At 65.7% G+C, this 12,546-nt stretch carries 11 protein-coding genes; all 11 read right to left on the reverse strand.

The genetic code is table 11. The annotated features are described in order from the left end of the window. Position 1 precedes the first annotated feature (1 nt). Positions 2–1,717 (reverse strand): acyl-CoA synthetase, encoded by a 1,716-nt coding sequence (locus H4P35_RS06320; RefSeq protein ID WP_226848437.1) that lies wholly within the window; start codon positions 1,715–1,717, stop codon positions 2–4. Positions 1,718–1,842: 125 nt separating this feature from the next. Next, on the reverse strand, positions 1,843–2,715 hold the full coding sequence (locus tag H4P35_RS06325) for a UDP-2,3-diacylglucosamine diphosphatase (RefSeq protein ID WP_128827694.1): 873 nt from the start codon (positions 2,713–2,715) through the stop codon (positions 1,843–1,845). A 103-nt stretch (positions 2,716–2,818) separates the two neighbouring features. Beyond that, positions 2,819–3,724 carry a DUF2167 domain-containing protein gene (locus H4P35_RS06330; RefSeq protein ID WP_226848438.1) on the reverse strand — a complete coding sequence of 302 codons (906 nt, stop codon included), beginning with the start codon at positions 3,722–3,724 and terminating at the stop codon, positions 2,819–2,821. A gap of 147 nt (positions 3,725–3,871) precedes the next feature. Then, a complete protein-coding gene (locus tag H4P35_RS06335) occupies positions 3,872–4,393 on the reverse strand; it encodes an RDD family protein (RefSeq protein WP_226848439.1) in 522 nt (173 codons plus the stop codon). Positions 4,394–4,727: 334 nt separating this feature from the next. Continuing rightward, positions 4,728–4,916 carry a hypothetical protein gene (locus H4P35_RS06340; RefSeq protein WP_008161862.1) on the reverse strand — a complete coding sequence of 63 codons (189 nt, stop codon included), beginning with the start codon at positions 4,914–4,916 and terminating at the stop codon, positions 4,728–4,730. A gap of 200 nt (positions 4,917–5,116) precedes the next feature. Continuing rightward, entirely contained in the window at positions 5,117–6,886 is a 1,770-nt protein-coding gene (locus H4P35_RS06345) for a THUMP domain-containing protein (RefSeq protein WP_226848440.1), read from the reverse strand. 33 nt (positions 6,887–6,919) lie between these two features. Then, on the reverse strand, positions 6,920–7,348 hold the full coding sequence (locus H4P35_RS06350) for a CopD family protein (protein ID WP_172802131.1): 429 nt from the start codon (positions 7,346–7,348) through the stop codon (positions 6,920–6,922). A gap of 126 nt (positions 7,349–7,474) precedes the next feature. Next, positions 7,475–8,926, reverse strand: coding sequence for a bifunctional 2-methylcitrate dehydratase/aconitate hydratase (locus H4P35_RS06355; protein ID WP_226848441.1), 1,452 nt, complete (start codon positions 8,924–8,926; stop codon positions 7,475–7,477). A gap of 58 nt (positions 8,927–8,984) precedes the next feature. Beyond that, the gene (prpC, locus tag H4P35_RS06360) at positions 8,985–10,178 is read right to left on the reverse strand and encodes a 2-methylcitrate synthase (RefSeq protein WP_226848442.1); all 1,194 of its coding nucleotides are present in this window, start codon (positions 10,176–10,178) and stop codon (positions 8,985–8,987) included. Between the two features lie 90 nt (positions 10,179–10,268). Beyond that, complete coding sequence (gene prpB, locus H4P35_RS06365) at positions 10,269–11,159, reverse strand: methylisocitrate lyase (RefSeq protein WP_056322077.1); 891 nt, start codon at positions 11,157–11,159, stop codon at positions 10,269–10,271. A 211-nt stretch (positions 11,160–11,370) separates the two neighbouring features. After that, positions 11,371–12,360, reverse strand: coding sequence for a malate dehydrogenase (locus H4P35_RS06370; RefSeq protein WP_056322080.1), 990 nt, complete (start codon positions 12,358–12,360; stop codon positions 11,371–11,373). Positions 12,361–12,546: the final 186 nt, after the last annotated feature.

Raw genomic sequence — 12,546 nt, forward strand, 5'->3', positions numbered from 1 at the left:
GCTATGTCTCCGTTTGTCGCGCGGGGGCGGCAACGGGCACGCCAGCGTCGGTTTGGGGCGCGTGGGCCAGCGCGCGTTCTTCTTCGCGCTGCCGCAGGATGCGCCGCTGAATCTTGCCCGTGGTGGTCATGGGCAGTTCGTCCACGTATTCGATTTCCTTGGGGTACTCGTACGGCGCCAGGCGCTCGCGCACGTGCTCCTGCAGGTTCTCGGTGATTTCGCCGTGGTCCCGCTGGGCAAATTCCGGCGTCAGCACCACGTAGGCCTTGACCAGCGCGCCGCGCTCGGCATCCGGCTTGGGCACGACTGCCGCGTTGGCCACGGCCGGATGGCCGATCAGGCAGCTTTCGATCTCGCCCGGGCCGATCCGGTATCCGGCCGATTTGAACACGTCATCGGCGCGGCCGGCGTACCAGAGGTAACCGTCCTCGTCGATGGTGGCGAGGTCGCCCGTCAGGCACCAGTCGCCCTTGAACTTGGCCTGCGTGGCCGCTTCGTTGCGCCAGTACCCAAGGAACATCACCGGGTCGGGAAAGCCGTGGATGTCGAGCCGGTTCACAGCGATTTCGCCGGTTCCGCCCGGGGGAACCGGCACGCCGTCGCTGTCCAGCACCGCCACGTTGTGGCCCGGATACGGGCGGCCCATGGAACCGGGTTTGGCGGGCCAGCGCTTGTTGCTGTTGCCCACCACGTAGTTCATCTCGGTCTGGCCGAACATCTCGTTTGGCGTGACGCCCAGGGCCGTGCGGCACCATTCGAAGACCGTATCGCCCACGCTTTCCCCGGCGCTCATGATGGAACGCAGGGCCAGCTGGTAGCGTTGGCGGGGCTCGGGCACCGCCTTCATCATCATCTTCAGGGCGGTGGGGAACAGGAACGTGTTGGTGACCTGATAGCGTTCCAGGAGCTCGAAGGCACGCTCGACCGAGAAACGCCCGCGCGTGCCGACGATGGGATGGCCGAAGTACAGGGTGGGCAGCAGCGCGTCCATCATGCCGCCGGTCCAGGCCCAGTCCGCGGGCGACCAGAACACATCCGCGGGTTTGGGGAACCAGTCCTGCGAGGCGACGAAGCCCGGCAGGTTGCCGATCAGCACGCTGTGGGGCAGCAGGGCGCCCTTGGGCGCGCCGGTGGTGCCGGAGGTATAGAGCAGGATGGCCGGATCCGACGAGCGGGTCTGGACGGCCTTGAATTCGTTTGGCTGGCGGGCCAGCAGGCTGCGCCACGGCAGCACGCGTTCGTCGGCGAAACCGATGCCGATGACCTGTTGCAGGGCGGGGCAGTTTTCTGTGACGGCCAGCAGATTGGCGCTGGAAGCGTGGTCGACGATGGCGACGCGCGCTTCGGCATCGCACAGGCGGCTTTGCAGCGCCTCGGGACCGAAGAGCGCGGACAGGGGCAGGACCACCGCGCCCACGCTGTAAATGGCCATGTGGGCGACCACGGTCTCAGGGCGTTGCCCCAATACCACACCGACCCTGTCGCCCCGGCCGACGCCCATTTTCACCAGGCCGTTGGCCAGCTGATTAGCGGCTTCCGCCAGACGGGCGAAGGTCCAGACCTCGCGGTTGCCGGACTCATCTTCGTAGTAGATGGCAATGCGCCGCGCATCCGGACTACTGGATGCCCAGCGGTGGCAGCACGCTTCCGCGATGTTGAACTGGGTGGGCACCAGCCAGCGGAATGATTGGTAGAGCGCCTGATATTGGTCGTTCATGGCCCTATGTTGTGAGCATGTTGCAGCGTGAACGGGCCATCACGCCCGCTAACCAGTTGCAAGCATGACCTAGAGGGGCTTGAACTGCAATATCCGCGTTGCGTAACGGGGACGCATAAGGGTTATCACGGGTATTTGCCTTGGCGGCGCAGGGCGGACGGCAGGGCCGGCAAGGTCAGCGACCGGGGCGGGCGGTTGGCCGGGTCGCGCTGGCGTTCGGCCTGCAACACCGCCCAGTCCAGGAGCTGGAGCTGCCCGTCGTGCGTTTCGGCCAGCGCCGTGAGGCTTTCCACCCAGTCGCCGTCATTGCAATACAGGATGCCGCCGACGTCGCGCAGTTCGGCCTTGTGGATATGGCCGCAGACCACGCCGTCCAGGCCGCGGCGCCGCGCCTCGCCGGCCAAAGCCTCCTCGAAGTCGGTGATGAACGACACCGCGTTCTTGACCTTGTGCTTCAGGTACTGGGACAGCGACCAGTAATGCAGGCCCAGCCGGTGGCGCAGGCGGTTGAAGTGGTGGTTGATCCAGAGAGCAAGCTGGTAGAGCCCGTCGCCCAGGTGCGCCAGCCAGCGGCTGTGCTGGATGACGCCGTCGAACTGGTCCCCGTGCAGCACGAGCAGCCGCAGGCCCTTGGCCGTGACATGCACGTCCTCGTCCAGGACCTCGATGTCGCCGAAGGCGAAACCCGCGAACTCCCGGGCGAACTCGTCATGGTTGCCGGGGATGAACACCACGCGGGTGCCGTTGCGGGCCTTGCGCAGGATGCGCTGGATCACGTCGTTGTGCGCGCGGGGCCAATGCCAGTGCTTGCGCAACTGCCAGCCGTCGACGATGTCGCCGACCAGATAGAGTGTGTCCGAATCGTTGTGATCCAGGAAATCGAGCAGGAATTCCGCCTTGCACCCGGCAGTGCCCAGGTGAATATCGGAAATCCAGAGGGCGCGCCAATGCGCGGGTTGGATTTCGTTCACGGTCGCTTCCCTGTGGGCAGTGGTCATGCTTGAGCATGAGACCACCTCGCGATGACGTGTGCGTGACGGATCCGTGACACGGTTGTGACGGCGCGCGCGGGCAGGGGCCGCGCGCCGCCGGTCCGGCGGATCAGGACTGTTCGGTGCCCTTCTTGCCCTTCAGACGCTTCCAGGCCGCGCCGCCCAGCGCGGCCGCGGCCAGGATGCCCACCTTGGCAAACTTGGCCAGGAATGCCGCGATCACCGCGAACAGCCCGAGCTTCTTGGCGGCCACGCCCGCCACGAGGGCCGCCAGACCGTACTCGGCAACCTTGTCGCTCGAGGCGTCGAAATCGGCGTAGCGCTTGCCTTGCACGTAATGCGGGTTGTCCAGCAGGGCCAGCACCGCGGCCTTGTCCGTGGGCACCTTGTTCTTTTCGGTGATCAGATCCAGCGTGATGTAGCCGTCGCGGCCCAGCGCATAGGTGTTGTAGTTGACCGTGCCGTCTTCGTCCGCGGCCGCGCCCTTGTGCTTGGCAGCCACCGACCAGACCAGGCGTTGGTTGTTGCTGTCGTACTTGGGCGTCTCCACCCAGCCGTCCACCGTCAGTTCGGGAAAGCCGCGCTTCTTGCGTTCCTCGTTGGACGCCTCGGTGCCTTCACGCAGGCTGTCCAGCAACTCGCCCACGTTCCAGTTCCGGGCGTCGTCGTCCTTGATATAGCCCGCCTTGTCGAAGTTGATGGTGACGACCCAGTCCTCATCGTCGCTCTTGGGCATCACGACGCCCAGCAGCGAGGGATCCTTGCCGTTGCCGTAGGCCTGCATCAGCCGCTCGGCTTGCGGGCGGGGCACGAAAAACATGTTCTGGGGCAGCTTCAGGGTTGCCTGATCGCCAAGCGTTACGTCGTCAGGGCCTTGCCGGGCCGCGGCAAAGGCGGCTTTGGACGCCGCTTCGATCTCCTGCTGGGCCGAGGCGTTCTGGGCGGACGCGCCTGCGTGCAGGAACAACAGCGCGCTGGCGAAGGCCAGCGACAGGCGGGAAAGGAATGCGCGCATGGTGATGATGAAGCCGTAAATTAATTGGGGCCTCATTGTCCCGGCGTGCGGCTGTCATCTTTCTGAACAGGGGGCGCTAGATGGTCTGCGCCTTGGCCCGCATCAAACCGGGGCGGCGCGCGCATGCCGGCGCACCGTCGGCGCGGCTCAGCGGGCCTTTTTGCCCTTGGCCTGCGGCGCATTGCGCAGGCGCGTGCCCAGGATCCGGTCGTGCAGGAACTGGCCGTCGGGATCCAGCCAGGACCAGATGAAGATGGCAAAGGGGGCGGCGACGATGAACATGTCCACCGATGGCCATCCCGTGGCCAGCGCCGCCGCCCAGACCAGCGCGGCGCCCGCCAGCACCAGCGGCCAGGCAAGGATGTAGCGCAGGATCAGCAGGCCGGTCGACGGGGTGTTGCCGTGGCGATCCACCAGCCGGATGTTCCACGTCTTCATGGGCAGCGTCTGCCCGCGGCGTCGCCAGCACAACACGAAATAGGCACCGATCGCCACGAACAGCCACGCCTGGCGCGCGGCCCGCAACTCCAGCGCGTTGCGGCTCTGGGTAAGCGTGTCCAGCAGGTAGCCCGCCAGAAACACGACGCCGAACAGCAGCACGGCTTCGTACATCATGCAGGCAAACCGGCGCAGCCGGTTCGGAGTCTGGTCGAGGGTGGCGTCATTCATGGACCGGTATTATCCATAAAATGTTGCCCCCACGCCGGAGGTGATACCCCCACGCTGCGCACGCGATGCGTGCTTGCTGCCCCCCGAGGGGGCTGCCCCGCCTTCGGGCGGCCGGGCGGCGGGGCGGCTTTGGTTGTGCCCCCACGCCGCGCACGCGTTGCGTGCTTGCAGCCCCCCGCGGGGGCTGCCCCGCCTTCGGGCGGCCGGGCGGCGGGGCGCCGCCGCTGCGCTTCGGTGTGTGCGCGAAAAAAAACCCGCCGTTGAGGGCGGGTCTATAAAAGGGGCTATGCAGCCCCCAAGGGGAAAATCGTTGGGCCAGCGGCCCAGGCCTTGCTTAGGCAGCGGAATGCGCGTTCTTGGCGCTCGTCTTGCCAGCCAGGGCCTTGATGCCGTGGGCCAGCTTGCGCAGGCCTGCAGCCAACGCCCGCATCGGATGCGGGCGGAATTGTTCTTCGATAGCCTGGAGCATCAGTTGACGCTCGAGTTCGTCGGTCAGGCGAATGGTGTTGTTCGGGTTGATCACTATAGCCTCCACGGGCTTGCACAGTTGTTTGCTACTAGGGATAACCCGGATTATAGGGGTTTACCCTGAAACTATGCAAGTGTCCGATGCAGGCTGGTGCAACTTGGCAACACCTTGGTGCTGATGATGCCCCAAAACCGCGCGGCGGGGCACCATAAGCAAAGATAGGCGCGCCATGTTGCGGCGCTTTTACAACGTGCTCAGGCGTCGCGGTAGCCGGCGGCAACCAGTTCAAAGCCGAACAGGCGGCAGTCCAGCGCCCCGTTGTGCAGCGGGATGCGCCGCTTGGGCTTGAGGCGCATCTGATTGGGCAGCGTCACGTCGCTGGTGATGACATGCAGCTGCCATCCCGCGAAATTACGCTTCAGGCAACTGGCCCAGTCGCGCCACAGGTCTGCGTCCTGTTCCGCGCCCATGCGCTCGCCGTAGGGCGGGTTGGTGACGATCCAGCCGTGGTCGGCGGGCGCCGTCACCTCGCGCGCATCACCCACTTCAAAGCGGATCGAATCGGCCGTCAACCAGGCGCGCTCGGCGTTGTTGCGGGCGTATTCGATGGCCAGAGGATTCAGGTCATATCCGACCAGCGGCGCATCGAGCTGCGGCAGGATGCGGGCGCGGGCGTCGTCCTTCAGGTCGCGCCAGCGGTAGGCGTCGTGGCCGCGCAGGCGCTCGAACCCGAACGGGCGGGAAATGCCCGGGGGCACGCCCAGGGCAATCCAGGCCGCTTCGATCAGGATGGTGCCGGACCCGCAGAAGGGGTCCAGCAGCGGCGCGGCCGGATCCCAGCCCGCCAGCGCCAGCATGCCCGCCGCCAGGTTTTCGCGCAGCGGGGCCTCGCCCTTGTCCAGGCGCCAGCCGCGCTTGAACAGGGATTCGCCCGACGTGTCCAGATACAGCGTCGCCGTGTGGCCCGTCAGAAAGAGGTGCACGCGCGCATCCGGGCGCACCGTGTCGATGCTGGGGCGCTCGCCTTCGAGCTCGCGCAGGCGGTCGCAGATGCCGTCCTTGGCGCGCAGATTGCAATACTGCAGGCTTTGCACCGGACTCTTGATGGCCGACGTGTCCACGCGCAGCGTCTGCTCGGCGCCGAACCAGCGCTCCCAGGGGGTGTCACGGGCCAGATCCAGGATGTCGTCTTCGTGCGAAATCTCGGCATGCGCCACCTGCACCAGAATGCGGGTCGCCAGCCGCGAATACAGGTTGGCGCGCTGGATGCCCGACCAGTCGGACGTGAACGAACAGCCCGCCCGGCCGGCCTTGGCGTCTTCGTAGCCAAGCGCCTGCATTTCGGCGGTCAGCGCTTCTTCCAGGCCTTGCGGGCAGGGCGCGAATACCGTGAAGGTTTCCGCCTGGCGCGGTTCGCGCGGGCGGCGGCTGCGCACGTCGACGCGGGGCGCATCGCGCTCGCTTCGTACATCCGGCTCATGAGCGAAATCGGACTCGCCCGCAAAGTCGGCGTCGTGCGCGTGTTCGGGCGCGAATTCGGGGGCGGGACCGTCGTCTTCGAACGGGTCGTAGAAGCGGCCGGCAGGCGTGGCCGGCGCGATGTACTGGTCGTCCAGGCGCGGCGCGCGCTGCGGCGTGCGTCCGGCGCGCGGGCTGGGGGCGTCATCGCGGCGGGCGTCGCCCGCGCGGTCGCGGTCGGGAGCGCCACGGCGCGGCGCGGGGCGGTCGGACGGACCCCGGTTGGCGGGACCGCGGTCGTACTGGCCGCGTTCAGACTGGCCGGGGCGCGAGGACGTGCCGCGGGCGGGCTTGCGGGCGCCGCGCGCCTCTTCTTCCTGACGCCGCTGGTAGCCGGCGGGGTCCTTCTGGCGTTCGGTGTTTTCGCGGGTGCGCTCGATCTGCGCCACCAGGCGCGCGCGGGCGCCCGTGCGGGTGCGCTTGCCCGCGCCTTCGGCTTGGGCGTCGCGGGCCGTTTTCTTGATCGTCAGCGTCTTGCGCGGGCGGTCCTGTTCATCAGAGGACATACGAATCCTGGCGAATGTGCAAAGGTAGGGGTATCAGAAGGGTTTGACGACGACCAGCGCCACCACCACCAAGAGCAGCAAGACGGGAACTTCGTTGAACCAGCGATAGAACTTGTGCGAACGGGTGTTCTTGCCCTGTTCGAATTTGCGCAGCATGAGGCCACAGGCGTGATGGTAGCCGATGACGAGCAGCACGAAAAAGAGCTTGGCGTGCATCCAGCCATTGCCGGGGCCCACGCCGATACGGTAACCCACGTAAAGCCACATCCCGAAAATGATGGCCACGACCGCCAGAATGGTGGTGAAGCGGTACAGCCGGCGCGCCATGCCGAGCAGCGTCGTCTGCACGGCGGGATCCGACTGCTGGGCCAGGTTCACAAAGATGCGCGGCAGATAGAACAGGCCGGCAAACCAGGAGGCGATGAAGACGATGTGAAAGGTCTTGACCCAGAGCATGGCCATGGCGCGATCCAAATGAGGAAAGCCGCATTGTATGCGCGCCGGTGGCCGATACCCGTGGCCGCCGGTGTCTGACACCCGCGTGCGCGCGGCGTCAGATAGGGCGGCTGCGTCGGGGGCTGGCGCCCCTTAGATCACATAGAGGTCCATGTACTCATGGACCGGCATCGCTTCCAGCGACGCCTGCTCCAGCGATGCGTCCAGGATACGCTGCTGCTGGCGCGGCGGGAATATACGGGCCAGATTGGTGCGGAACTTGGCTTCCAGCAGCGGGATGCCGTCGGCGCGGCGGCGCTTGTGGCCGATGGGGTACTCGCACACGATCTCGTCGAGCGCCGTGCCATCGTTGAACTGCACGGTCAGCGCATTGGCGATCGAGCGCTTGGCGGGGTTGTGATAGTCGCTGGTGAAGGCCGGATCCTCGACGCAGACGATCTTGGCGCGCAGCGCGTCGATACGCGGATCCTGCGCGATCTCGTCTTCGTAGTCGCCCGCCGTCAGGCGCCCGAACAGCAGCGGCACGGCCACCATGTACTGGATGCAGTGGTCGCGGTCGGCGGGATTGTTCAGCGGACCCTTCTTGTCGATGATGCGGATGCACGCCTCGTGCGTGCGTATCCGGATCTGCTTGATGTCGTCGGCCGTCTTGCCCAGCGACTTGAGCAGGCCGTGGATCTGCATGGCGCATTCGACGGCTGTCTGCGCATGGAATTCGGCTGGAAACGAAATCTTGAACAGCACGTTTTCCATCACGTAGCTGCCGTAGGGCCGCTGGAACTTGAACGGCTGGCCCTTGAAGAGCACGTCGTAAAAGCCCCAGGTCTTGGCGGTCAGCACCGAGGGATACCCCATTTCGCCGGTGCGGGCGATCAGCGCCAGGCGCACCGCGCGGCTGGTGGCATCGCCGGCGGCCCAGCTTTTGCGGCTGCCGGTGTTGGGGGCGTGGCGGTAGGTGCGCAGGCTCTGGCCGTCGACCCAGGCGAGCGACACGGCGTTGATGACTTCGTCGCGGGACAGCCCAAGCATTTGTGCCACGACCGCCGTGGAGGCCACCTTGACCAGCACGACGTGGTCCAGACCCACCTTGTTGAAGGAGTTCTCCAGGGCGATGCAGCCCTGGATCTCGTGCGCCTTGATCATGCCGGTCAGCACGTCGCGCATCGTGAGCGGGGGCTTGCCCGACGCGACCGCCGTGCGCGACAGCCAGTCGGCCGTGGCGAGGATGCCGCCCAGGTTGTCCGACGGATGGCCCCATTCGGCCGCGAGCCACGTGTCGTTGAAGTCCAGCCAGCGGATCATGGCGCCGATGTTGAACGCGGCCTGGACGGGGTCGAGCTGGAATTGCGTGCCGGGCACCTTGGCGCCCTGGGGCACCACGGTGCCCGGCACGATCGGGCCCAGCAGTTTGCGGCACGCCGGATACTCCAGCGCTTCCAGGCCGCAGCCCAGGGTGTCGATCAGGCAGTTGCGTGCCGTCTCGTAGGCCAGGTCGCTGCGGACTTCAAAATTCAGAACGTAGTCCGCGATATCGGCCAGGACCTGGTCGGGCTCGGGACGTACGTTCGAGATCGGGGCAGACATAGCAGTACCTCTTCGGAAAAGTGAATACAGGTGGCCATGCCGCGCCCTCGATCGCGTCTTACTTGCGCTTGTCGATGGGCACGAACTTCTGGTCTTCCGGGCCCACGTAGTTGGCGGTGGGGCGGATGATCTTGTTGTCGATGCGCTGCTCGATGATGTGGGCCGACCAGCCCGCGGTGCGCGCAATGACGAACAGCGGGGTGAACATGGCGGTGGGCACGCCCATCATGTGGTAGCTGACGGCCGAGAACCAGTCCAGGTTGGGGAACATCTTCTTGACGTCCCACATGACCGTTTCCAGGCGTTCGGCGATGTCGAACATCTTGGTCGTGCCGGCCTTCTTGGACAGCTTCTTGGCGACGTCCTTGATGACCTTGTTGCGCGGATCGGAAACCGTGTAGACCGGGTGGCCGAAACCGATGATGACTTCCTTGGCTTCCACGCGGCGGCGGATGTCGGCCTCGGCTTCGTCCGGGGTTTCATAGCGCTTCTGCACTTCGAACGCCACTTCGTTGGCGCCGCCGTGCTTGGGGCCGCGCAGCGCGCCGATGGCGCCCGAGATGGCCGAAAACATGTCCGAACCCGTGCCGGCGATGACGCGGGCCGTGAACGTGGAGGCGTTGAATTCGTGCTCGGCGTACAGGTTCAGCGAAATGTGCATCGCCTTGACCCATTCGTCGCTTGGCTTTTCGCCATGCAGCAGGTGCAGGAAGTGGCCGCCGATGCTGTCGTCGTCCGTCTGCACGTCGATGACGCGGCCGTTGTGGCTGTAGTGGTACCAGTAGAGCAGGGCCGAGCCCAGGTTGGCCATCAGGCGGTCGGCGATGTCGCGCGCGCCCGGGGTGTTGTGGTCGTCCTTTTCAGGCAGCACGCAGCCCAGCACCGACACGGCCGTGCGCATCACGTCCATCGGATGGCTGGCGGCGGGCAGGGCTTCCAGGGCGACCTGCAACTGCGTGGGCAGGCCGCGCAGGCTGCGCAACTTTTCCTTGTAGGCCTTCAACTCGGCCTTGTTGGGCAGCTTGCCATGGACCAGCAAGTGAGCAATTTCCTCGAACTCGCTGGTATCGGCGATGTCCAGGATGTCGTAGCCGCGATAGTGCAGGTCGTTGCCGCTGCGGCCGACGGTGCACAGGGCGGTGTTGCCCGCGACCACGCCGGACAGCGCAACCGACTTCTTGGGCTTGAAACCGGCCTTTTCTTCCGGCTTGGCGTCCGATTTGGCTTCTTGCTTCTTGGGAGCCGTGCTCATGTCTCTACTCCTTTCCTTACGCGATGGAAGATGCAATGGGTGGCGGACGGCGCCGCGGGGTTGCCGCGGCGGCGCCTGGACGTTGCGGGATTACGCCTTGCCCTTCTGGAAGAGCGCATCCAGTCTGGATTCGAACTCGTGATAGCCGATGCGATCGTACAGTTCCTCGCGGGTCTGCATCAGGTCGACCACGTTCTTCTGGTGGCCGTCGCGGCGGATCGCGGTGTAGACGGCCTCGGCGGCCTTGTTCATGGCGCGGAAGGCCGACAGCGGGTACAGCACCATGCCCACGCCGACGCTCTTCAGTTCTTCGACCGAGAAGAGCGGCGTCTTGCCGAATTCGGTGATGTTGGCCAGCACGGGCACCTTGACGGCCTTCACGAAGCGGTCGTAGGTGGGCAGGTCGTAGGCGGCTTCGGCGAAGATCGCGTCGGCTCCGGCTTCCACGCAGGCCAGCGCGCGCTCGATCGCGGCGTCCACGCCGTGCGAGGCGATCGCGTCGGTGCGGGCGATCAGGTAGAAGTCGCTGTCGGTGCGCGCGTCGGCGGCGGCCTTCACGCGGTCGGCCATTTCCTCGGTCGTGACGATTTCCTTGCCGGGACGGTGACCGCAGCGCTTGGCGCCCACCTGGTCCTCGATGTGGCAGGCGGCCGCGCCGAACTTGATCAGGCTTTTGACCGTGCGGGCGATGTTGAATGCCGACGGGCCAAAGCCGGTGTCGATGTCCACCAGCAGCGGCACATCGCACACGTCGGTGATGCGGCGCACGTCGGTCAGGACGTCGTCCATGGTGTTGATGCCCAGGTCCGGCAGGCCCAGCGAACCGGCCGCGACGCCGCCGCCGGACAGGTAGATGGCGCGATAGCCGGCGCGCTTGGCCAACAGGGCGTGGTTGGCGTTGATGGCGCCGATGATCTGCAGGGGATTTTCTTCGGCGAGCGCGCGGCGAAAGAGGGCGCCGGGCGAGTCGGGTCTGGACATGGTTGTCTCCTGTTCTTGGTAGCCCACGACGTTATCGCGGGTCCGAAAAATAAATCTGTCCCCTGCGCGACAATCCCGCGGCGCGTACCTTTGCGGCTTGGCAAAGAGACAGGTGTATTTCCCGGTGCTGCCTGCATGGCGGGCCGCGCGTGGCGGACCCGCCTAAGGAATGGGCCCGCATGAACGGGCCCAAACCTTTACTGCGCGCTGCTTACTTCAGCAGGTCCTTGACGCCGTCGCGCTCTTCGAGGAGCTCTTTCAGCGTGAAGTCCAGGCGCTCACGCGAGAAGGCGTCGATTTCCAGGCCTTCGACGCGCTTGTATTCGCCGTTTTCGGTCGTGACCGGCACGCCGTAGATGATGCCTTCGGGGATCCCGTAGGAGCCGTCCGACGGGATGCCCATCGTGACCCACTTGCCGTTGCTGCCCAGGACCCAGTCACGGACGTGGTCGATGGCGGCGTTGGCGGCCGAAGCGGCCGAGGACAGGCCACGGGCTTCGATGATGGCGGCGCCGCGCTTGCCCACGGTGGGGATGAACGTGTCGCGGTTCCAGGCGTCGTCGTTGATGAGCTTGGACAGCGATTCGCCGCCGACGGTGGCGAAGCGGTAGTCGGGGTACATCGTGGGCGAGTGGTTGCCCCAGACGATCAGATTTTCGATGTCGGCCACGGCCTTGCCCGACTTGGCGGCCAGTTGCGACAGCGCGCGGTTGTGGTCCAGGCGCAGCATGGCGGTGAAGTTCTTGGCGGGCAGGTCCGGCGCCGACTTCATGGCGATGTAGGCGTTGGTGTTGGCGGGGTTGCCCACGACCAGCACCTTGACGTTGCGGCTGGCGACGTCGTTCAGGGCCTTGCCCTGCGCCGTGAAGATCTGCGCGTTGACGGACAGCAGGTCCTTGCGCTCCATGCCCGGGCCGCGGGGGCGAGCGCCCACCAGCAGGGCCACGTCGGCGTCCTTGAAAGCGGTGCGCGGATCGCTGTGCGCGGTCACTTCCTGCAGCAGCGGGAAGGCGCAGTCATCCAGTTCCATGATGACGCCCTTCAGGGCCTTTTGCGCTTTCTCGTCGGGGATTTCCAGCAGTTGCAGGATGACGGGTTGATCTTTACCCAGCATTTCGCCCGAGGCGATGCGGAAGAGCAGTGCGTAACCGATTTGGCCGGCGGCGCCGGTGACGGCGACACGCAAGGCAGGCTTGGACATGAACGTTCTCCGTAATGGTTTGGCGAGAAAGAAATCTCACCAATCAGTGTAATCGTTGGGCGCGGAAATTCAGGCGGCCGGCAGGGCCGCCGCGCGTCGCGCGGGCAGCTTTGAATCCTAGATCGAATTAACGTAAGCGTCAATCGCTCTTCTATCTTATATAAGACATAAGACGTTGGACAGCTC

The organism is Achromobacter sp. 77, assembly GCF_020541125.1.
In the GTDB taxonomy this organism is placed as follows: Bacteria; Pseudomonadota; Gammaproteobacteria; order Burkholderiales; family Burkholderiaceae_B; genus Achromobacter; species Achromobacter mucicolens.